General features: G+C 71.0%; 24 protein-coding genes. 13 read left to right on the plus strand and 11 right to left on the minus strand.

The window, feature by feature from the left end:
* Positions 1-252 precede the first annotated feature (252 nt).
* The 4 genes from adh to ACQKQD_RS04725 all read left to right on the plus strand — a co-directional run bounded on the left by adh (position 253) and on the right by ACQKQD_RS04725 (position 3,243).
* The gene (gene adh, locus ACQKQD_RS04710) at positions 253-1,776 is read left to right on the plus strand and encodes an aldehyde dehydrogenase (protein WP_020091519.1); all 1,524 of its coding nucleotides are present in this window, start codon (positions 253-255) and stop codon (positions 1,774-1,776) included.
* A 162-nt stretch (positions 1,777-1,938) separates the two neighbouring features.
* Positions 1,939-2,364 carry a DUF779 domain-containing protein gene (locus tag ACQKQD_RS04715; protein ID WP_026604679.1) on the plus strand — a complete coding sequence of 142 codons (426 nt, stop codon included), beginning with the start codon at positions 1,939-1,941 and terminating at the stop codon, positions 2,362-2,364.
* Between the two features lie 28 nt (positions 2,365-2,392).
* The gene (locus ACQKQD_RS04720) at positions 2,393-2,806 is read left to right on the plus strand and encodes a carboxymuconolactone decarboxylase family protein (protein ID WP_427507610.1); all 414 of its coding nucleotides are present in this window, start codon (positions 2,393-2,395) and stop codon (positions 2,804-2,806) included.
* Complete coding sequence (locus ACQKQD_RS04725; RefSeq protein ID WP_020091523.1) at positions 2,803-3,243, plus strand: cupin domain-containing protein; 441 nt, start codon at positions 2,803-2,805, stop codon at positions 3,241-3,243. Before ACQKQD_RS04720 ends, ACQKQD_RS04725 begins: the two co-directional genes overlap by 4 nt.
* Positions 3,244-3,247: 4 nt before the next feature.
* On the opposite strand, the gene ACQKQD_RS04730 is transcribed toward ACQKQD_RS04725, so the two are convergent.
* The 7 genes from ACQKQD_RS04730 to gap form a co-directional block, all read right to left on the minus strand.
* Complete coding sequence (locus ACQKQD_RS04730) at positions 3,248-4,279, minus strand: tetratricopeptide repeat protein (protein ID WP_427507611.1); 1,032 nt, start codon at positions 4,277-4,279, stop codon at positions 3,248-3,250.
* A 17-nt stretch (positions 4,280-4,296) separates the two neighbouring features.
* The gene (locus ACQKQD_RS04735; protein WP_427507612.1) at positions 4,297-4,941 is read right to left on the minus strand and encodes a thiamine phosphate synthase; all 645 of its coding nucleotides are present in this window, start codon (positions 4,939-4,941) and stop codon (positions 4,297-4,299) included.
* A 20-nt stretch (positions 4,942-4,961) separates the two neighbouring features.
* The gene (gene fba / locus ACQKQD_RS04740; RefSeq protein ID WP_020091526.1) at positions 4,962-6,032 is read right to left on the minus strand and encodes a class II fructose-bisphosphate aldolase; all 1,071 of its coding nucleotides are present in this window, start codon (positions 6,030-6,032) and stop codon (positions 4,962-4,964) included.
* Positions 6,033-6,095: 63 nt separating this feature from the next.
* Positions 6,096-6,320 carry a hypothetical protein gene (locus ACQKQD_RS04745; RefSeq protein WP_427507613.1) on the minus strand — a complete coding sequence of 75 codons (225 nt, stop codon included), beginning with the start codon at positions 6,318-6,320 and terminating at the stop codon, positions 6,096-6,098.
* A gap of 91 nt (positions 6,321-6,411) precedes the next feature.
* The gene (locus tag ACQKQD_RS04750; protein ID WP_427507614.1) at positions 6,412-7,614 is read right to left on the minus strand and encodes a phosphoglycerate kinase; all 1,203 of its coding nucleotides are present in this window, start codon (positions 7,612-7,614) and stop codon (positions 6,412-6,414) included.
* A 34-nt stretch (positions 7,615-7,648) separates the two neighbouring features.
* Positions 7,649-8,143, minus strand: a complete 495-nt coding sequence (locus tag ACQKQD_RS04755; protein ID WP_026604681.1) for a hypothetical protein — start codon at positions 8,141-8,143, stop codon at positions 7,649-7,651.
* Positions 8,144-8,232: 89 nt separating this feature from the next.
* Positions 8,233-9,237 carry a type I glyceraldehyde-3-phosphate dehydrogenase gene (gene gap / locus ACQKQD_RS04760; protein ID WP_012317185.1) on the minus strand — a complete coding sequence of 335 codons (1,005 nt, stop codon included), beginning with the start codon at positions 9,235-9,237 and terminating at the stop codon, positions 8,233-8,235.
* 452 nt (positions 9,238-9,689) lie between these two features.
* On the opposite strand from gap, the gene ACQKQD_RS04765 reads away from it, so the two are divergent.
* The gene (locus ACQKQD_RS04765) at positions 9,690-9,974 is read left to right on the plus strand and encodes a DUF4164 family protein (RefSeq protein WP_091978416.1); all 285 of its coding nucleotides are present in this window, start codon (positions 9,690-9,692) and stop codon (positions 9,972-9,974) included.
* 42 nt (positions 9,975-10,016) lie between these two features.
* The gene (locus ACQKQD_RS04770; RefSeq protein ID WP_427507615.1) at positions 10,017-10,388 is read left to right on the plus strand and encodes a cell division protein ZapA; all 372 of its coding nucleotides are present in this window, start codon (positions 10,017-10,019) and stop codon (positions 10,386-10,388) included.
* Between the two features lie 72 nt (positions 10,389-10,460).
* Here ACQKQD_RS04770 and ACQKQD_RS04775 read toward each other — a convergent pair whose 3' ends face one another.
* Positions 10,461-10,895 (minus strand): winged helix-turn-helix transcriptional regulator, encoded by a 435-nt coding sequence (locus ACQKQD_RS04775; RefSeq protein ID WP_427507616.1) that lies wholly within the window; start codon positions 10,893-10,895, stop codon positions 10,461-10,463.
* A gap of 74 nt (positions 10,896-10,969) precedes the next feature.
* On the opposite strand from ACQKQD_RS04775, the gene ACQKQD_RS04780 reads away from it, so the two are divergent.
* Entirely contained in the window at positions 10,970-11,854 is an 885-nt protein-coding gene (locus ACQKQD_RS04780) for an NmrA family NAD(P)-binding protein (protein WP_427507617.1), read from the plus strand.
* A gap of 15 nt (positions 11,855-11,869) precedes the next feature.
* On the opposite strand, the gene ACQKQD_RS04785 is transcribed toward ACQKQD_RS04780, so the two are convergent.
* From ACQKQD_RS04785 to madL, 3 genes are all read right to left on the minus strand, one after another.
* A complete protein-coding gene (locus tag ACQKQD_RS04785; RefSeq protein ID WP_020091534.1) occupies positions 11,870-12,538 on the minus strand; it encodes a GntR family transcriptional regulator in 669 nt (222 codons plus the stop codon).
* Positions 12,539-12,660: 122 nt separating this feature from the next.
* Positions 12,661-13,425, minus strand: coding sequence for a malonate transporter subunit MadM (gene madM / locus ACQKQD_RS04790; protein WP_427507767.1), 765 nt, complete (start codon positions 13,423-13,425; stop codon positions 12,661-12,663).
* Positions 13,426-13,442: 17 nt separating this feature from the next.
* Entirely contained in the window at positions 13,443-13,874 is a 432-nt protein-coding gene (gene madL, locus ACQKQD_RS04795; protein WP_056521778.1) for a malonate transporter subunit MadL, read from the minus strand.
* A 227-nt stretch (positions 13,875-14,101) separates the two neighbouring features.
* Here madL and mdcA point away from each other — a divergent pair, with 227 nt between their 5' ends.
* Genes mdcA through ACQKQD_RS04825 form a run of 6 tightly spaced genes read left to right on the plus strand, consistent with a single transcriptional unit; the run spans position 14,102 to position 19,305 of the window.
* Positions 14,102-15,748: a malonate decarboxylase subunit alpha gene (mdcA, locus tag ACQKQD_RS04800; protein ID WP_427507618.1), complete on the plus strand. Its 1,647-nt coding sequence runs from the start codon at positions 14,102-14,104 to the stop codon at positions 15,746-15,748.
* A 38-nt stretch (positions 15,749-15,786) separates the two neighbouring features.
* Complete coding sequence (gene mdcC / locus ACQKQD_RS04805; protein WP_427507619.1) at positions 15,787-16,095, plus strand: malonate decarboxylase acyl carrier protein; 309 nt, start codon at positions 15,787-15,789, stop codon at positions 16,093-16,095.
* Between the two features lie 2 nt (positions 16,096-16,097).
* The gene (locus ACQKQD_RS04810; RefSeq protein ID WP_056521772.1) at positions 16,098-17,027 is read left to right on the plus strand and encodes a biotin-independent malonate decarboxylase subunit beta; all 930 of its coding nucleotides are present in this window, start codon (positions 16,098-16,100) and stop codon (positions 17,025-17,027) included.
* Complete coding sequence (gene mdcE, locus ACQKQD_RS04815; protein ID WP_427507620.1) at positions 17,014-17,730, plus strand: biotin-independent malonate decarboxylase subunit gamma; 717 nt, start codon at positions 17,014-17,016, stop codon at positions 17,728-17,730. Before ACQKQD_RS04810 ends, mdcE begins: the two co-directional genes overlap by 14 nt.
* A complete protein-coding gene (gene mdcG / locus ACQKQD_RS04820) occupies positions 17,723-18,382 on the plus strand; it encodes a malonate decarboxylase holo-[acyl-carrier-protein] synthase (RefSeq protein WP_427507621.1) in 660 nt (219 codons plus the stop codon). Before mdcE ends, mdcG begins: the two co-directional genes overlap by 8 nt.
* Positions 18,379-19,305, plus strand: a complete 927-nt coding sequence (locus tag ACQKQD_RS04825; protein WP_427507622.1) for an acyltransferase domain-containing protein — start codon at positions 18,379-18,381, stop codon at positions 19,303-19,305. The genes mdcG and ACQKQD_RS04825 overlap by 4 nt, the downstream gene beginning before the upstream one ends.
* Positions 19,306-19,320: the final 15 nt, after the last annotated feature.

Consider the following 19,320-nt stretch of genomic DNA (forward strand, 5'->3'; position numbering starts at 1 on the left):
ATCGTCGCGCGGCGGCCGGCCGGACGGTGCCGGAGACGAGGCTCTTTTGCCCGCTCGCGGTGATGCCGGGAAGCGCGTAGGATCGGCGCACTCGCGCACTGGCCAAAAGTCCACCTTGATTCGGCAGGCCAAAAGCCATTGGCTGCGAACAGAGCGGAAGCGGATGCGGCCCCCAGGATCGGTCGCCCGAGCGCCAGCTTAAGCCCAAGAGCCGCGGTTCGCGAGGCCGGGGCCCACGGAGGGAACACAGCGATGAACAAGCCGGAATTCCTCGGCGACTCGAAGGTCAAGTCGCCCTTCTCGGCCCGCTACGACAACTTCATCGGCGGCCAGTGGGTCGCCCCTGCGGCCGGTCGCTACTTCGAGAACACCTCGCCGATCACCGGCAAGGTGGTGTGCGAGGTCGCCCGCTCCGACGCCCAGGACGTCGAGAAGGCCCTCGACGCCGCCCACGCCGCCCGGGAGGCCTGGGGCCAGACGGCGCCGGCCGAGCGCGCCCGCATCCTCCTCAAGATGGCCGACCGGATGGAGGAGAACCTCGATCTGCTCGCCCTGGCCGAGACCTGGGACAACGGCAAGCCGATCCGCGAGACGACCCACGCGGACATCCCGCTGGCGATCGACCATTTCCGCTACTTCGCCGGCTGCGTGCGGGCGCAGGAAGGCTCGATCTCCGAGATCGACCACGACACGGTCGCCTACCACTTCCACGAGCCGCTGGGCGTCGTCGGCCAGATCATCCCGTGGAACTTCCCGATCCTGATGGCGGTGTGGAAGCTCGCCCCGGCACTCGCCGCCGGCAACTGCGTGGTCCTGAAGCCCGCCGAGCAGACCCCCGCCTCGGTGCTGGTGCTGGCCGAGATCGTCGGCGACCTGCTGCCCCCGGGCGTGCTGAACATCGTCAACGGCTTCGGCCTCGAGGCCGGCAAGCCGCTCGCCTCGTCGCCGCGGATCGCCAAGATCGCCTTCACCGGTGAGACGACCACCGGCCGCCTCATCATGCAGTACGCGTCGCAGAACCTGATCCCGGTGACGCTGGAGCTCGGCGGCAAGTCGCCGAACATCTTCTTCGCCGACGTGGCGAACGAGGACGACGACTTCCTCGACAAGGCCCTCGAGGGCTTCACGATGTTCGCCCTCAACCAGGGCGAGGTCTGTACCTGCCCGAGCCGCGCGCTCGTGCACGAGTCGATCTACGACCGGTTCATGGAGCGCGCGGTGAAGCGCGTCGAGGCGATCACCCAGGGCTCGCCGCTGGATCCGGCCACGATGATCGGCGCCCAGGCCTCGGGCGAGCAGATGGAGAAGATCCTCTCCTACATCGACATCGGCCGGCAGGAGGGCGCGCAGCTGCTTACGGGCGGCGAGCGGAACGTCAAGGACGGCGAGTTCGCCGAGGGCTTCTACGTGAAGCCGACCGTGTTCCGCGGCCACAACAAGATGCGCATCTTCCAGGAGGAGATCTTCGGTCCGGTCCTGTCGGTCACGACCTTCAAGGACGATGCCGAGGCGCTCTCCATCGCCAACGACACGCTCTACGGCCTCGGCGCCGGCGTCTGGACCCGCGACGGGACCCGCGCCTACCGCTTCGGCCGGGCGATCCAGGCCGGCCGCGTCTGGACGAACTGCTACCACGCCTACCCGGCCCACGCGGCCTTCGGCGGCTACAAGCAGTCCGGCATCGGCCGCGAGACCCACAAGATGATGCTCGATCACTACCAGCAGACCAAGAACATGCTGGTCAGCTACTCGGCCAAGAAGCTCGGGTTCTTCTGAGTTTCTTCCCGGGTCAACCCCCGAGACAACTTCAGCCCCGGCCGCAAGGCCGGGGCTTTTTCGATCCCGGACCCGGTGACTATGCACTCCGCGCTCCGAAGGGCGCCGCAGTGGAAACCGGCCGGCGCGCACGCATATTCAGGCATCGACCGGGAGGATCGCATGAGTTCGGAGCAGAGTGTGGACGCCAACGTCGCCGAGCAGGCCGGCGCCGACGGGACGCCGCTGCGGGTCACCGCAACCCCGGCGGCCCTCGCGCTGATCGACGAGCTGCGGGGCGAGTACGGTCCGGTCATGTTCCACCAGTCGGGTGGCTGCTGCGACGGCTCGTCTCCCATGTGTTATCCCGTCGGCGATTTCCTGGTGAGCGACGGCGACGTCCATCTCGGCACCGTCGGCGGCGCGGACTTCTACATCAGCCGGTCGCAGTTCGAGGTCTGGAAGCACACGCACCTGATCCTCGACGTGGTGCCGGGCCGCGGTGGCATGTTCTCGCTGGAGAACGGGCGGGAGAAGCGCTTCCACATCCGCTCGCGCCTGTTCTCCGAGGCGGAGAACCGGGCGCTCGAGGAAGCGTGCAGGCTCTGACGGCGCGAGCTTCGAGGAAGGGACCGCGATGGCGACCGTGAAACTCTGGTCCGATCCCGAGGCCGAGGCCGACCCGCGCGTCCGCGCGGTCTTCGCCGACATCCGGGCGACCCGCGGATCCGACTTCGTCAACAATTTCTGGCGGGGCTTGGCCAACGATCCGGCACTGCTGGAGCGGACCTGGTCGACGCTCAAGACCGTCATGGGCCCGGGTACCCTCGATCCCCTGACCAAGGAACTGGTCTACATCGCGGTCTCGATCGCGAATGGCTGCCCCTATTGCATCCATTCCCACACCGCGGCGGCGCGGGCCAAGGGCTTGACGGAGGCCCAGCACGGCGAGTTCCTGGCGGTCGTCGGGATGGCCAACCAGACGAACGCGCTGGTCAACGGCATGCAGATCCCCGTCGATCCCGCCTTCAGAGTGGAGGAAGGTCCATGAGTTCCGCGTCCGGCACGGAGAAGCAGGGGTTCCGGGTGGTGCACGAGAGTGCGCCGTTCCGCGGCAAGCAGGGGCACATCTACCGACCGGCCGTCTCGGCGGAGTCCGTGGATTCGAAGGCACTGCACATGCAGCTCTTGGAGATCCCGCCCGGGGAGCGGGCCCACGCTCACAAGCACGAATCCCACGAGACGGCGATCTACGTGCTGTCAGGCGTGTCCGGCTGCTTCTGGGGCGAGCGGCTGGAGAACCACGCGATCGCGGGCGCCGGCGAGTTCGTCTACATCGCCGCCGACGTGCCGCACCTGCCCTACAACCGCAGCCAGACGGAGCCCGTCACCGCGGTAATCGCCCGGACGGACCCGAACGAGCAGGAGAGCGTCGTCCTGCTGCCGCACCTCGAGGCCGGCGTCGACTGGTCGAAGGCCGAGGTCTAGCGGCTCAGCGCTGCTCGATCCGCTCGTTGGCGAGACGCTCCGCCCGGGTGCGCTCGTCGGCCGAGAGACCGGAGAGGGTCTGATCCAGCCACGCGTCGGACAGGCCCTGTCCGGCCGCCGCGAGGTTCCAGGCGGCCGCCTCCACGGGATTCTTGGCGACGCCGCGACCCACGGCGTAGAGCCGCGCGACGCGGTTCTGCGCGATGGCGTTGCCGCGCGAGGCCGCGTGGAGGAAGTACCGTGCGGCCGCCCGCTCGTCCTTGGCGACGCCGGTGCCGTTGAACAGCAGGATCGCGTACTCGACCTCGCTGGCGAGATCGCCGTTGTCGGCGCCGCGCCGGAACAGCTCCGCGGCCTTCGACGGGTCCTTGGGCACGCCGCGGCCCTGCAGGTAGAGCACGCCGAGGTCGTGCTGGGCCGGGCCGATCTCGGCGTCGGCCGCCTTGCGGAACTGCGCCGCCGCTGCCGCCTCGTCGGCAGTCGCGCCGGTGCCGATCAGGATCAGTCCGAGATTGTAGGCCGCGGTCGGCGAACCTTGGGCCGTAGCCTGCTCGAGCCAGCGCCGCCCGCCCTTCGGGTCCTTCGGCATGCCGCGGCCGTCGAGGGCCATCAACCCGAGGGACGCCATGGCGGAGGCGTCGTTCTGCGCCGCGGCCAGGCGGTACCAGTCGGCCGCCTTCACCGGATCCTGCTTCACGCCGAGGCCCTGATTGTACAGCTCCCCGAGCAGCGTCATGGCGGCGGCGTCCTTGGGATTCGCCTCGATGCGCTTCGTCGCCTCGCGGAAGGCGGTGACGTACTGGCCCTTCTGGTAGGCGCCGTAGGCGAAATCCGGCGGCTGGCTGCCCGGCGGCGGCACGGCGCCCCGCGCGTAGTTCGGCGTGTAGGGGCTCGGCAGCTCCGGCATCGACGCCTTGCCGGTCTGCGCCGCGGGTCCGAGCGAGCCGGGCGCCGCGGTCCGGGCCGGATCGGCCGGCCCCGAGGCCGCCCAGGCCGGCGCCGCCAGCAGCGCGGCCCCGGCGAGAGCAGCCGCCAAGCGAACGTCGCGGCCCCTCACGCCTCGATCTCCCGGACGGCACGCTGGGCCCGCTCGACCGCGCCGGAATCCTGCAGCCAGAGGCCGCTCTCGAGGCCGACGAACTCCGCACCCGTCGCGGCGAGCGGCGCGATCTCGTCGGCGGCGGCGGCCACCGCGATGCAGGGCGTCTCGAAGATCTCGGCCCACCACGCGGCGCGGGCCCGGACCGTCTCCGCCTCGGGCGCGACGCCGTCCGGGTAGAGGCCGCCGAACATCAGGTAGTCGATGCCGGCCTCGCCGGCCTCCATCGCGCCGTGCTTGGTCTCGAGGCCGCCCGCGCCGAGGATGCGGCCGTCCCGGAGCCGGCCGCGCAGGTCCTTCAGGTCGCGCGGCTTGTCGACGTGGATGCCGTCGGCCCCGCCGCGGATCGCCACCGTGGCGAGGTCGCCGGCGAAGCCCGGGCAGGCGACGACCAGCGCCGCGCCGCGCTCCTGCACGATCGGGGCGACCGACTTGACGCGGGCCGTCAGCCCGCGCTCGTCGGTGGCGGCGAGCCGCAGGATCACGGCGGCGACATCGCCGGCTTCGCAGGCGGCCTTCAGGACCGTCACGAAGTCCGCGATGCCCTCCGCGTCGAGACCGTGCGGTCCGATCAGGGCGAGGCGGGCGCTGTTGCTCATCGCGGCCGACAATCCGCGCCCTACTGCGGGCCGATTTTCGGGTCGAGGGCGCCGCTGGCGTAGCGCTTGGCCATCTCGGCGACGGAGATCGGGCGGAGCTTCGAGCCTTTCCCGGCGGTGTTGAACTCCTCGAAGCGCTGCTTGCAGAGCTTCGTCATCGCCTCCATGGCGGGCTTCAGGTACTTGCGCGGGTCGAACTCGGAGGGGTTCTCGGTGAGCACCTTCCGGATCTGACCGGTCATCGCCATGCGGTTGTCGGTGTCGATGTTGATCTTGCGCACACCGTGCTTGATGCCGCGCTGGATCTCCTCGACCGGGACGCCCCAGGTCGGCTTCATCTGGCCGCCGTACTGGTTGATGATGTCCTGCAGGTCCTGCGGCACCGAGGAGGAGCCGTGCATGACGAGGTGGGTCGTCGGCAGGCGGCGGTGGATCTCTTCGATCACGTTCATCGCCAGCACCTCGCCGTCGGGCTTGCGGGTGAACTTGTAGGCGCCGTGACTCGTGCCCATGGCGACCGCCAGCGCGTCCACCTTGGTGGCCTCGACGAACTTCACCGCCTCGTCCGGGTCGGTCAGGAGTTGGTCGTGGCTGAGAGTGCCCTCGGCGCCGTGGCCGTCCTCGGCCTCGCCCTGGCCGCTCTCGAGCGAGCCGAGCACGCCCAGCTCGCCCTCGACCGAGACGCCGGCCCAGTGGGCCATCTTGGTGACGTTGCGGGTGATCTCGACGTTGTAGTTGTAGTCGGCCGGGGTCTTGCCGTCGGCCTTCAGCGAGCCGTCCATCATCACCGAGGTGAAGCCGTACTGAATGGCGGTGGCGCAGGTGGCTTCGTTGTTGCCGTGGTCGAGATGCATGCAGACGGGGATGTGCGGGTAGATCTCGACGAGGCCGTCGATCAGCTTGGCCAGCACGACGTCGTTGGCATAGGCGCGGGCGCCGCGGCTCGCCTGGAGGATCACCGGCGAGTCGGTGGCGTCGGCGGCCGCCATGATGGCGAGCCCCTGCTCCATGTTGTTCAGGTTGAAGGCGGGCACGCCGTACTCGTACTCAGCGGCGTGATCGAGGAGCTGCCGGAGGGTGATGCGTGCCATCGTGCGTGTCTTCCCGTTTCCCGTTTCGTCGTCCGCTCGATCGCCGGAGTTGCCGTCAGGCCCTCAGCTGAGCTGTATCGTGTCGCTCTGCCGAGTGCCTTGCTTTCGGTCAATCTCCGACGCGGCGCAGGGCATTCTTTCGGCGGATGATCGGCACCCGGACCGGTTCTCCAGGGCACCGACGGCCTCCGCGATCGCGCTGACACGCGCGTCGAAGCCGCCCGCCGCAGCCGGCATCGCCACGCGCGCCCGGATGCCCTTCAGGATCTCGAAGGTCGCGTTCGCCACGTCGTCACCGATCGACTCGGCCCCCCATCCGATGGAGGCCAGTCCCGTAGATAGGGCTCGGTCGAAGGGGGAGGAGAGCAAGGCGGCCGTCTCAGCCCTTCGCCCGCAGCGCCTCGACGCCCGGGAGGGCCTTGCCTTCCAGCCACTCGAGGAAGGCACCGCCGGCGGTCGAGACGTAGGTGAAGTCCTGCGCCACGCCGGCGTGGTTGAGTGCGGCCACCGTGTCGCCACCGCCCGCCACCGAGACGAGCTGGCCGGCCTCGGTCCGGGACGCCGCGTGCTTGGCGGCGGCCACGGTCGCGGCGTCGAACGGGGCGAGCTCGAAGGCGCCTAGCGGGCCGTTCCACACCAGAGTCTTTGCCCCGTCGATGGCGGCGTTGATCTCGGCGACCGAGCTCGGACCGGCGTCGAGGATCATGCTCGCGTCCGGCACGGCATCGACCGGCACGGTCTCGTGCGGGGCCTGCGCCTTGAATTCGGTCGCGGCGACGGCATCGACCGGCAGGATGATCCGGCAGCCGGCCTTCTCGGCCGCCGCCAGGATGCGCGTGGCGGTCTCTGCGAGATCCTTCTCGCAGAGGGACTTGCCCACTGCCTTGCCCTGCGCGTGCAGGAAGGTGTTGGCCATGCCGCCGCCGATCACCAGCATGTCGACCTTGGCGACGAGGTTCTCGAGGAGGTCGATCTTTGAGGAGACCTTGGCGCCCCCGACCAGCGCGATCACCGGGCGCTGGGGCGATTCCAGGCCCTTGGTCAGCGCGTCGAGTTCGGCCTGCATCTCGCGGCCCGCGTAGGCCGGCAGCCGGTGCGCCAGACCCTCGGTGGAGGCGTGGGCGCGGTGAGCCGCCGAGAAGGCCTCGTTGACGTAGACGTCGCCGTTCGCCGCCAGGGCGTCCGCGAAGGCCGCGTCGTTCTTCTCCTCGCCCGCGTGGTAGCGGGTGTTCTCGAGCAGGAGGACATCGCCGTCCTTCAGGGCCGCCACCGCCTGCGCGGCCGCGTCGCCGACGCAGTCCGCCGCGAACGCGACGCTGCGCCCCAGCGCCGCGCCGAGGGCGGGGACCACCGGCTTCAGCGAATCCTTCGGCTCGCGCTTGCCCTTCGGGCGGCCGAAATGGGCGAGCAGGATCACCTTGGCACCCTGCTCGGCGACCTCGCGGATCGTCGGCGCGACGCGCTCGATGCGGGTCGCGTCGGTCACCCGCCCGTTCTCCATGGGCACGTTCAGGTCGACGCGCATGAGGACCCGCTTGCCCTTGAGGGAGCCGGCATCGTCGAGGGTGCGGAAGGCGCTCATGCGGTCTGGTGCGGTCCTGTTCGGGGCGGGGCGGTTACTGCGCGGTGGTGCCGATGGTGGCCCGCTGCGGCAGCAGGCGGTCGAGGTTGAGCCGCTGGACGGCGACCATCAGGACCACGGTCAGGATGGCGGTGATCACGGCGGTGAGGACGAGGGCGCCGGTTCCGGGCAGGCGCCGGGTGCGCTCGGCGAGGCCGCGCATCTCCGTGCGGAGCGCCGCGAGGTCGGACTGGCGGGCGGACTCGTTCATCCGGTTCGCGGCGTTCTCGACCTTGTCCTCGACGCGGGACAGCAGCGCCTCGGAGCGGGCGTACTTGTCCTCGATGCGCGAGCACTTGTCCTCGATGCGCGCGAGCTGATCGAAAAGCTGGTTGGCCGGGAGCGCGTGGGACGGGAGCGCGGAGGCGGCGGGCGCGGCGGTCGCCACGGGAGGTGGTGCGGTCTGGGTGGTGGGCGGCGGCGGAGCCGGCCTGGGGGCGGGCGGCACGGCAGCCGGCCCGCTCGACGTGCCCTGCGAAGCGTCGGTCATCCCTGGAGAGTCCCTGGTTCGAAGAAAGGCCGTCCGAAGAGAGGTGCGGCCGCCGGCCTCAAGGGAGGCGGCGACCGCTGAAGTCCGGCTCAGATGAGCTTGGCCATCGCCACGGCCGTGTCGGCCATGCGGTTCGAGAAGCCCCACTCGTTGTCGTACCAGGTCAGGATGCGCACCAGCACGCCGTCCATGACCTTGGTCTGGTCGAGGTGGAAGGTCGACGAGTGCGGATCGTGGTTGAAGTCGATCGAGACGTTCGGCCGGTCGGTGACGCCGAGGACGCCCTTGAGCGGGCCGGAGGCGGCCGCCTTGATGGCGTCGTTGATCTCCTGAACCGTGGTGGCGCGCTTGGCCGTGAACACGAGGTCGACCGCCGAGACGTTCGGGGTCGGCACGCGGATCGCGGTGCCGTCGAGCTTGCCCTTGAGCTCCGGGAGCACGAGGCCGACGGCCTTGGCGGCGCCGGTCGAGGTCGGGATCATCGAGAGCGCCGCGGCGCGGGCCCGGTAGAGATCCTTGTGCATCTGGTCCAGCGAGGGCTGGTCGTTGGTGTAGGAGTGGATCGTGGTCATGAAGCCGCGCTCGATGCCGACGGCCTCGTCCAGAACCTTCGCCACCGGGGCGAGGCAGTTCGTGGTGCAGGAGGCGTTCGACACCACGTGGTGCTCGCCCGTGAGCTTGTCGTGATTGACGCCGTAGACCACCGTCAGGTCGGCGCCGTCTGCCGGGGCCGAGACGAGAACGCGCTTGGCGCCGGCGTCGAGATGGGCCTTCGCCTTGTCCTTCGAGGTGAAGATGCCGGTGCATTCCAGGGCGATGTCGACGCCGAGGTCGCGGTGCGGCAGCTCGGCCGGGTTGCGCACGGCCGTGACCTTGATGCGCTTGCCGTTGACCACGAGGAACTCGCCGTCGACCGCGACCTCGCCGGGGAAGCGGCCGTGCACGGAATCGTAGCGGAGCAGGTGGGCATTGGTCTCCACCGGGCCGAGATCGTTGATCGCCACGACCTCGATGTCGCTGCGGCCGGCTTCCGCGATCGCGCGCAGGACGTTGCGGCCGATGCGCCCGAACCCGTTGATGGCAACCTTCGTCACGGCGTGACTCCTTCCTGATGCGGCTCGCCGCGCGCCGGACCTCAGGGGGGCGGTCCGCGGAGCGGTCTCGGCGGCCCGCCATACCGTCCGGGCCGGGCCGGGCGGGATCTGGGCGGGCGGGTTTGAACCTGCGATGAACCGGACCGGGAGAGGCCGGGCTTCCATGCCCGTGACCGTCAATTCGGACGGTGCTGGCTGAGGCCTCGGAACTGTCGCGGACCGGCCCTCCGGCATGTCTCGCGCGGTCCCTCTCGGGATCGCGCGGCTGTCTAGCATGGAGCCTCGACCTGTCAAACGCGTGGCTGTGACAAAGACCTTCGATCCACCGACCAATAAACAGGGATCGCGACGATCCATTCGATCAGCGACCGGATCGGGGATCGAACGCGTTTTCGCGCTGGAATTTCGCCTGCATTCGACGGAAAGCTTCGCGTCGGGATAGACGAAGAACCATGGCCGACGAGACCGAGACCCGTTCCATCGACGACGCCCTCAACCGGCTCGAAGCGGCGATCAACCGCCTCGACGCCGTCGTCCAGCATCGCCTCGAGACGGACGCGCAGCCCGACGACCGGGACGCGGAACTCGCCCTGATGGACGAGGACCGGGCCCGGCTCGCCGCCGCCCTGGACGCGGCGAGCGCCCGCCTCGCCACGGTCTCGGCGACGACCGGGGAGGTCGGCCACCGGCTCGACCGGGCCATCGAGACCGTTCAGGATGTGCTCGGACGCGCCTGACACCACCGCCCAAGCCTGTCGGAGCGACCACCGGAGCGATCCTTGCCGCAGATCAACGTGACCATCGACGGCCGCAGCTACCGCATGGCCTGCGGCGAGGGTGAGGAGGCGCATCTCACCGGTCTCGCCGCCCTCCTCGACGGGCGCATCGGCGAGATGCGCAAGAGCTTCGGCGAGATCGGCGACATGCGCCTGCAGGTCATGGCGGCGCTGACCATCGCCGACGAACTCGCGGAACTGCGGTCGCGGATGTCGTCGCTGGAGAGCAGCGTCGCGGAGCTGCGCGCCGCCGCCGAGACCGCGGAGCGGGGGCGGACAGAGGATGCCGAGCGCGCGGCGTTCGGGATCGGTCGGGCGGCCGAGCATATCGGGCGGCTCGCCGACGCCCTCGGCGGATCGGCGCCGCGGGCCTGACCCTCTTCGCGCGGGCGGACAGCGCGAGGCCCGACGTCCTGAAGAAGCCGAGGCAGGCCGCGCGCGACGCTCCTAGAGGGGCGCTGCGTCGAACCGGGTCCGCGCCGCCCGGATCGCGCCGTGACTCTCCTCCGCCCATTGGACGAGGCGTGCCAGCGGCTCGAGCAAGGCGGCCCCGAGATCCGTGAGCCGGTACTCGACGCTGGGCGGCTTCGTCGGGAACACGGTCCGCGCGACGAAACCGTCCCGCTCCAGGTCCCGGAGCGTCTGCGTCAGCATCCGCTTCGAGATGTCGGGCAGCGTCCGAAGGAGGGCGCTGAACCGGTGCGGCCCGTCGGCCAGGGCGATCAGGAGCAGCATCGACCACTTGTCGCCGACCCGATCCAGCACGTCCCGCACCGGGCACGCCGCCGGATCGAGGGTGCCGGCCTGCCAGGCCGCGTACTTGGCCGCCAGCTCGGCGCGGGCGAGCGGCACCGCGGTTTCATCCGAGTAACCTGGTCCCAAAATCCTGCCTCCTTCACCGCGCTGACGGTCTCATCTAGTGACCTTGCTCCGATATTGAACCATGAGGAGCCAGCATGAGCTCGACCAGTCAGCCGACCTACTTCGTGACCGGCGCCACGGGCCAACTCGGCCGCCAAGTCGTCGCGGCGCTCCTGCAGCGCGTACCGGCGAGCGCGGTGATGGCCGGCGCGCGCGACACCGAGGGCGAGGCTGCACGGAGCCTGCGAAGCCTCGGCGTCGCGGTCCGACGGGCCGACTACGCGGACCCGACGAGCCTGGACGCGGCGCTAGAGGGCATCCAGCGTCTCCTGCTGATCTCGTCCAGCGAGATCGGCCGGCGCGTGGCGCAGCATCGCAACGTCATCGACAGCGCCAATCGGGTCGGTGTCGGTCTGATCGCCTACACGAGCGTCCTGCACGCCGACACGTCGGCACTCGCCCTGGCCGAGGAGCATCGCCGGACCGAGCGGCTGCTCGAAGCCTCCGGCGTGCCGTTCGTCCTGCTGCGCAACGGCTGGTACACGGAGAACTACGCCGCCGGGATCGCGCCGGCGCTCGCCCACGGCGCCGTCCTCGGCTGCGCGGGCGACGGGCGCATCGCCTCGGCCGCGCGCGCCGACTACGCCGCGGCGGCAGCCTCGGTCCTCACCGCCGACGGGCAGAGTGGCCGCATCTATGAGCTGTCGGGCGACGAGGCCTACACGCTGACCGAGTTCGCCGCGGCGATCGCTGCGGCCGCCGGCAAGCCGGTCACGTACCGCGATCTGCCGCAGGCCGAGTACGAGGCGGCGCTGGTCGGCGCCGGGATGCCGGCGGACTTCGCGGCGCTGCTCGCCGACTCGGACGCGGCCGCGGCCCGCGGCGCCCTCAACGACGACACGCGTCAGCTGAGCGCGCTGATCGGCAGGCCGACGACGCCCTACCGGTCCACGGTGCGCGACGCCGTCGCGCGGCTCTGAACCCGCGCCGGCCCGTCACTCCGTCTCGGCGATGTAGCGCCCCAGCGCCGCCGCGGCCCTGAGCATGTGGGCGCGCATGCGACGGGCGGCCGTCTCGCCGTCCCCCTCTGCGATGGCCGACAGGATCTCGCCGTGCTCCTCCCGCGAGCGGCGGATCCGGTCGGCGTGGCGGAGCTGCGTGCGCCGGAACGCGGCCAGCCGCTCGCGGATCGCCAGGGCCTGCTCGGCCATGAAGCCGTTGTGCGTCGCCGTGTAGAGTGCCTCGTGGAAGGCGCGGTTGAATCGGTCGTAGGCGTCGACGTCGCCCGCCTCGACCGCCTTAGCGGATTCCTCGTGGAGCTCCATCAGCTCCCCGCGCTCGAGGGGCGTCATCCGGTAGGTGGCTAGCCGGGCGCACATCGCCTCGATCTCGGCGGTCGTCTCGAACATGTCGGCGATCCGCTGCGGCGTCAGGCGCGCCACCACCACGCCCCGCCGGGGCCGGATCTCCACGAGGCCCGAGGCCGCGAGCTGGCGCAGCGCCTCACGGACGGGTGTGCGCGATGCGCCGTAGCGATCGGCGAGGTTCTGCTCGTCGAGGGCCGTGCCGGCCGCGATCGTTCCCGACGCGATGGCGTCGGTGAGCGCGTCGCGGATCCGGTCCGAGAGCAGTCCGCTGTCGATCTTCTGGAAGTCTCCGTGCATGCGCCGTTCCTCGATCGTCCCCTGAGCGGCGCCTGCCCGTCCTCGGGAAGACGATGCGGAACCATACCCTAATCCGCGCGTGCGGATCCGCTGTTCGGCCGGGAAGCCGGTGAGCCGACGCGTCAGCTGACCAGGGCCCGCACCGTCAGGAACAGGATCGAGGGTCCGACGAGGCAGCCGATGCCGGTGTGGAACGTTGCCGTCAGTGCGCCGTAGGGGACGAGCTTCGGATCTGTCGCCGCGAGGCCCCCGGCGACTCCGCTGACCGTACCCATCAGGCCGCCATACGCCATGGCCGAGCGCGGGTTGTCGAGGCCGATCAGCCGGGCGACCAGGGGCGTTCCGACCATCACCATCACCGCCTTGGTCACTCCGGTGGCGATGGACAGCGCCATCACGGTGGAATCCGCGCCGATCGCCGCGCCGGTGACGGGCCCGACGATGTAGGTGATCGCCCCGGCGCCGATCGTCGTGATCGAGACCGCGTCGTGATAGCCGAAAGCCACGGCGGTCAGGGTGCCGACGATGAACGGCAGGATCGTGCCCAGCGCCAGCGCCAGGACACCCAGTAAGCCCGCGCGCCGCGCCTCGATCACGTCGACCTCGAAGGCGGTGGCGACGATGGCGAAGTCGCGCAGCATCGCCCCGCCCATGAGGCCGATCCCGGCGAGCGCCGGGATGTCGGCGAGGCCCTTCTTCCCGCCCGTGTAGAGCCCGCCGACATAGGCGAGCACCAGACCGAGCACGATCGCGATCGCGGAGCCGTGGACCCGGCCGTTGGTCAGGTGCTTGGCGGCGAAGTTCGAGACCAGGATCAGCGCGCCGACCACCGCGAAGGCGGCCACGAGGCTCTGCTCGACGAAGACGTGCTCGATGCCGTGCCAGATGTCGTGTCCCATGGCGATCACCCCTTCCTGGCGACGGGTTCGGCGTCGCCGCCGATCACGGATCCGCCGTGCTCGACGGGGCCGCTGCCGGGATCGCGCCGGCCGATCCGGCTCAGCAGGGCGACCGCGCCGAAGCACAGGACCAGGGAGCCGGTCGCGGCGATCAGCACGATCGGGCCGCCGCTCACGGCGGCGACGACGTTCTGCTGGGCCGCCATGGCGACCACGATCGGGATGTACATCCCCGCCCAGAACTCGACGCCGAACTGAACGCCCTTCGTCAGGCGGCCCCGGCGGGACAGCCACAGGCGCGCGGCGATGAGCAGGATCATGGCGATGCCGACGCCGCCGACATTGGCCTTCACGCCGAGGGCCAGGCCGAGGAGATCGCCGAGATACACGCCGACCAGCGTGCAGGCGGCGAGCAGCGCGACACCGAGGACGATCATCGGCGTTGCCCCTTCGAGGAAGCGGCTCTTCCGGCCGCATCCGACGGCCGTATGGACGCGTGCGACATGGCGCGTTGCCCTCCCGGATCGGCCTCGGAGGCCGTTGGTGAAAGTATGCAAGATATTGACAGGCGCGCAATCCCGTATACGAAACTGTGATAGCGAAGGGTTTGAGAATACCAGAGCGCCCGCTATATGACGTTCGGTACACCGGTGGGAGCACGCGGATGGGCGAGTGGCGCGGTGAGAGGCAGGCGCGCGACGCGCGGATCGCGGCGGGGCGCGCCCATGCGGACGGCAAGGTCGTGCCGGCCGGAGCCGTGGTCGACCTCCTGGAGGCCATCCTGCGGCCCGGCGACCGCGTCTGCCTCGAGGGCGACAACCAGAAGCAGGCCGACTGCCTCGCCCGCGGCTTGAGCGCCTGCGATCCCGAGAAGATCCACGACCTGCACATGGTTCAGTCGGGGATCGTGCTGCCCGAGCACCTCGACGTGTTCGAGACCGGGATCGCGAAGCGGCTCGACTACTCGTATTCGGGCCCGCAGGGCGCCCGCATCGCCAAGATGCTCTACGGCGGCCAGATCGAGCTCGGGGCGGTGCACACCTACCTGGAGCTGTTCGCCCGCTACTTCGTCGACCTCACGCCCAACGTGGCGCTGATCGCCGGCGTCTCGGCCGACCGGAATGGCAACCTGTATACGGGGCCGAATACCGAGGACACGCCGACCGTCGTGGAGGCGACCGCCTTCAAGAACGGCGTCGTGGTCGCGCAGGTCAACGAGATCGTCGACGTAGTCCCGCGGGTCGACATCCCGGGCGACCGGATCGACTTCGTGGTCGAGGCCGACAAGCCCTTCTACGTGGAGCCGCTCTTCACCCGCGACCCGGCGGCGATGACCGAGACGCAGATCCTTATCGCCATGATGGCGATCAAGGGCATCTACGCCGAGTACGGCATCAAGCGGCTCAACCACGGCATCGGGTTCGGCACGGCGGCGATCGAGCTGCTGCTGCCGACCTACGGCGAGAAGCTCGACCTCAAGGGCAAGATCGCCACGCACTGGGCGCTGAATCCGCACCCGACCCTGATCCCGGCGATCGAGTCCGGATGGGTCAAGCAGGTCCACTGCTTCGGCTCCGAGGTCGGGATGGACCGCTACATCCGCGAGCGGCCGGACGTCTTCTTCACCGGCGCCGACGGGAGCCTGCGCTCGAACCGGGCCTTCTGCCAGACCGCCGGCCTCTACGCCTGCGACATGTTCATCGGCGCGACCCTGCAGATCGACCTGATGGGCCATTCCTCGACCATCACCCAGTCGCGGGTGGCGGGCTTCGGCGGGGCGCCCAACATGGGGTCGGACCCGCACGGACGACGCCACCCCTCCGACGCCTGGATGAAGGCCGGCCGCGAGGGCCAGATCGTCGGCGATCCGGCACTGATGCGCGGGCGCAAGCTCGTCGTGCAGCTGGTCGAGACCTTCGGCGACAAGCTGGTGCCGACCTTCGTGGAGAAGCTCGACGCCCTCGAACTGGCCAAAAAGATCGGCCTCGAGCTGGCGCCGGTCATGATCTACGCGGACGACGTCACTCACATCGTCACCGAGGAAGGCATCGCCAACCTCCTGCTCTGCCGCGACGCCGACGAGCGCGAGCAGGCGATCCGGGGCGTGGCCGGCTACACCGAGGTCGGTCGCGGTCGAGACCGGACGAAGGTCGAGGAGCTGCGCGCCCGGGGCGTCATCCGACGCCCGGAGGATCTGGGCATCGAGCCGCTCGACGCCGACCGCGCACTGCTCGCCGCGAAGTCGATCAAGGATCTCGTGCACTGGTCCGGCGGGCTCTACGAGCCGCCCGCCCGCTTCCGGAACTGGTAGCGTCGCGCGATGACGTATCCGCACCCGAGGAGCCGGCGATGGAATCCCTGACCTTCCGCCACACCACCAGGAAGCCGCTGGCTGGCTGGGCGCCGAGCGCGATCACCGGCGTCGTCGCCTCCGGAAACCTGGAGATCCTGTTGGAGCGGGTGCTGCCGCCGGATGCCTGCGAGGTGGCCATCGAGACCCCGATCGCCGGCTACGGCGACGTCTGGGAGGCGGTGGTGGCCGATTTCGTTGCCCGGGCGCAGCCGGGCGGCCTCCGCATCAGCATTAACGACGGCGGCGCCCGCCCCGACACCGTGTCGCTGCGCCTGCTCCAGGGCGCGCGGCTGATGGAGGCCTGACCATGGCTGCCGACCGCGCCGCGCGCTTCGATCCGGACGCCCTGAGCTGGTACGAGGCCACCGCCCGCCAGCGCGTGCTGGCGCTCACCGATCCGGGAAGCTTCCGCGAGTTTTTGCCGCCGACCGAGCGGCGGATGAGCCCGCACCTGCCGCTCTTCGACCTACCTCGCGCCTTCGACGACGGCATCGTGGTCGGGAGCGCGCGCCTCGACGGCGACCCGGTCCTGGTCGCCGCCCAGGAGGGCCGCTTCATGGGCGGCGCCTTCGGCGAGGTGCACGGCGGCAAGCTGGTCGGCCTGCTCCGCGCGGCTTTGGAGCTGAAGCCGAAGGCGGTCCTTATCTTGTTCGACACCGGCGGCGTCCGCCTTCAGGAGGCCAATGCCGGCGAGACGGCCATCGCCGAGACCATGCGGGCCATCGTCGACGTCCGCGCGGCCGGCATCCCGGTCGTCGGGCTGATCGGCGGGCGGGCCGGCTGCTACGGCGGCGGCGGCCTCATCGCCGGCACCTGCTCGCGGCTCGCCGTGTCGGAGAGCGGGCGCATCTCGGTCTCCGGCCCCGAGGTGATCGAGACCAACAAGGGCGCCGAGGAGTTCGATTCCCGCGACCGCGCTCTGGTCTGGCGGACCATGGGTGGCAAGCACCGTCGCCTGATCGGGGGCGCCGACGCCTTCTGCGCCGACACGGTCGCGGCCTTCCGCGCGGCCGCCCGCGACCTCGTCGGCCGAGCGCCGGCCTTCGATCTGGCGACCCTGGACGCCGAGCAGGCGCGCCTGGAGGCCCGGATCGAGCGGTTCGGCGATTGCCGCGACGCCACCGAGGTCTGGGCGCGCCTCGGCGTGAACGATCCCGACGCGGTGCCGGCGATGGACACGCCCGCCTTCGACGAGACCGTGACCCGGAGCCCGGAGGCCGACCATGACGCTCGCTGAGATCCTCGCCTCCCTGTTCCCGCGAGGACACGCGGTGGCGGTGCGCGACGGCCTCGTGACCGGGACCGGCCCCTTCGCGGACGGCCGAATGCACGTGGTCGGCGTCGACGGCGACACGCCGCTGGGCGTCGACGGGGCACTGGTCCTGTCGCGCGCCGTGCTCGACGCCGTCCGGGTTGGCGACCGCGCGCCGATCCTCGTGGCGGTGGATTCCGACAGCCAGCGCATGAGCCGCCGCGACGAGTTGCTGGGCCTCAACGAGTGCCTCGCGCATCTCGCCAAGGCGCTGCTCTTGGCCGACCGGTCGGGCCATCCGACGATCGGGCTGATCTATGGCCACTCGGCCGCCGGCGCCTTCATCGCCACGGCGCTCGCGACGCGGGTCCTCGCGGCCCTGCCCGGGGCGAACCCGAGCGTGATGGACCTGCCGTCCGTCGCCCGGGTGACCAAGCTGCCGCTCGACACGCTGAAGGACATGGCGAAGTCGACGCCCGTCTTCGCGCCCGGCCTCGACAACATGGTGGCGACCGGCGCCGTCCACGTGGTTCTAAACCCGGACCAGCCCCTGGAGGGTCAGATCCGCGATGTGATCGGAAGCCTGCCGGCGGAGGATATCCGCGACCGGCTGGGTGCCGAGCGGCGCGGTCGCCCGGTCGCCCGCACCGTCGCGGCGGCCGTGGCCGACCAAGCCCGTCTTGGCTGAGCCGTTCCGACGCCACGACCTCGTCCGGGTCGATCCGGCGGCCTGGGCGGCGTGGCGCGCGGACCGGCCCGACCTCGGCGCCGTCCCCCATCTCGAGGGCTGGGCCGCTGCGGGCCGGCCGCTGATCGTCCGCCGCCGCGTCCCCGGAGAGACCGGCGACGCGGTGCCGCTCGGCCTGCCGCTGCCGCCCGCGGACGGCAAGCGGCGGATCGGGCTAGCGCTGCCGGCTTCGGCGCTGGCGCCCGCACCGGTGGTGACCCTCGCCGAGGCCGTCGCCCGCGCGCCGGCGGCCTGGGGCTCGAGCCTCGACGCCCTGACGGCGCTCGGCCGGCGGCACGGCCTCGTGCCGCGCCCCTTCGGCAGCCTGCTCTGGCAGGCGGTCACCGGCCTGACCTACCTGAGCGCCAGCTCCGATCTCGACCTGCTCTGGCCGTGCCCACCACCGGTGCCGGTTGACCTTCTCGACGGCATCGCTGCCGTGGCGGAGACGGCGCCGATGGGCATCGACGGCGAGATCCAGTTGCCGGACGGCGCCGACCTGCACTGGCGCGAGCTGCGCGACGCGTTGGAGGACGGTTCGGTGCTCGCCAAGAGCCTGGACCGGCTGGTCCTGCGGCCGGTCGCGGGCCTGCGGGGCGCGCCCCCGGCATGACCCTCGCGATCCTCCTCTCCGGCCAAGGCGGCCAGCACCCGGCGATGTTCGACCTGACGGCCGATCATCCGGCGACCCAGGACGTGTTCGTGGCCGCGAGACCGCTCCTCGGCGGCGCCGACCCGCGCGTCTTGGCCCAGGCCGGCGGCGACAACCTGCACGCGAATCGGACCGGCCAGATCCTGTGCTGCGTCGCCGCCCTGGCGGCATGGCGGGCGCTGGCCGAGGCGGCGCCGGACCGGTCGATCGTGGCCGGCTACAGCATCGGCGATCTCGCGGCCTGGGGCGTCGCCGGGCGCCTCGACCCCGCCGACGTGCTGGCCCTGGCGGCAAAACGGGCGGAGGCCATGGACGCCGCGTCCGGCGCGGGGTTCGGCCTGGCGGGGATCCGCGGCCTGAGCCTCGACGCGCTCGCGGATCTCGCGGCGCGCCACGGCTGTCACCTCGCCATCCGCAACGCGGCCGACAGCGGCGTCGTCGGCGGTCCGCGCGCGGCGCTGGAGGTGCTGTGCCGGGAGGCGACCGGCGCGGGCGCGCAGCGCGCCGTGGTCCTACCCGTCCACACGCCGTCGCACACGCCCCTGCTCGACGCCGCGACGGCCGCCTTTCGCGACGCGCTCGTGGCGGTGCCGCCGCGCCGCCCGCTGCCCGGATCGCCCCGGCTGGTCAGCGGGCTGGACGGGAGCACGGTGTTTCGGGATGCCGAGGGTCGCGGGAAGCTGGCGCTCCAGATCTCGCGCACGATCGACTGGGCCGCCTGCCTGGAGGCGTGCCGCGAGTACGGCGCGGACCGCGTGCTCGAACTCGGGCCGGGCCACGCCCTCGCCACCATGGCCCGGACCGCGCTCCCGGCGGCGCGCGTCCACGCCATCGAGGAATTCCGGACGCTCGACGGCGTGGCGGACTGGCTCGCGCGACCTTAGCCGTGCCGCACTGGG

The organism is Methylobacterium sp. NPDC080182, from assembly GCF_050281105.1.
In the GTDB taxonomy this organism is placed as follows: Bacteria; Pseudomonadota; Alphaproteobacteria; order Rhizobiales; family Beijerinckiaceae; genus Methylobacterium.

Coding starts and splice junctions, on each gene's coding strand:
- ACQKQD_RS04825 (WP_427507622.1), top strand. CDS start 18,379: ATGACCCTCGCGATCCTCCTCTCCGGCCAAGGCGGCCAGCACCCGGCG.
- ACQKQD_RS04735 (WP_427507612.1), bottom strand. CDS start 4,941: ATGAGCAACAGCGCCCGCCTCGCCCTGATCGGACCGCACGGTCTCGAC.
- ACQKQD_RS04715 (WP_026604679.1), top strand. CDS start 1,939: ATGAGTTCGGAGCAGAGTGTGGACGCCAACGTCGCCGAGCAGGCCGGC.
- mdcE (WP_427507620.1), top strand. CDS start 17,014: ATGACGCTCGCTGAGATCCTCGCCTCCCTGTTCCCGCGAGGACACGCG.
- ACQKQD_RS04725 (WP_020091523.1), top strand. CDS start 2,803: ATGAGTTCCGCGTCCGGCACGGAGAAGCAGGGGTTCCGGGTGGTGCAC.
- ACQKQD_RS04755 (WP_026604681.1), bottom strand. CDS start 8,143: ATGACCGACGCTTCGCAGGGCACGTCGAGCGGGCCGGCTGCCGTGCCG.
- ACQKQD_RS04765 (WP_091978416.1), top strand. CDS start 9,690: ATGGCCGACGAGACCGAGACCCGTTCCATCGACGACGCCCTCAACCGG.
- ACQKQD_RS04750 (WP_427507614.1), bottom strand. CDS start 7,614: ATGAGCGCCTTCCGCACCCTCGACGATGCCGGCTCCCTCAAGGGCAAG.
- fba (WP_020091526.1), bottom strand. CDS start 6,032: ATGGCACGCATCACCCTCCGGCAGCTCCTCGATCACGCCGCTGAGTAC.
- ACQKQD_RS04720 (WP_427507610.1), top strand. CDS start 2,393: ATGGCGACCGTGAAACTCTGGTCCGATCCCGAGGCCGAGGCCGACCCG.
- mdcC (WP_427507619.1), top strand. CDS start 15,787: ATGGAATCCCTGACCTTCCGCCACACCACCAGGAAGCCGCTGGCTGGC.
- mdcA (WP_427507618.1), top strand. CDS start 14,102: ATGGGCGAGTGGCGCGGTGAGAGGCAGGCGCGCGACGCGCGGATCGCG.
- madL (WP_056521778.1), bottom strand. CDS start 13,874: ATGATCGTCCTCGGTGTCGCGCTGCTCGCCGCCTGCACGCTGGTCGGC.
- ACQKQD_RS04785 (WP_020091534.1), bottom strand. CDS start 12,538: ATGCACGGAGACTTCCAGAAGATCGACAGCGGACTGCTCTCGGACCGG.
- ACQKQD_RS04780 (WP_427507617.1), top strand. CDS start 10,970: ATGAGCTCGACCAGTCAGCCGACCTACTTCGTGACCGGCGCCACGGGC.
- ACQKQD_RS04810 (WP_056521772.1), top strand. CDS start 16,098: ATGGCTGCCGACCGCGCCGCGCGCTTCGATCCGGACGCCCTGAGCTGG.
- adh (WP_020091519.1), top strand. CDS start 253: ATGAACAAGCCGGAATTCCTCGGCGACTCGAAGGTCAAGTCGCCCTTC.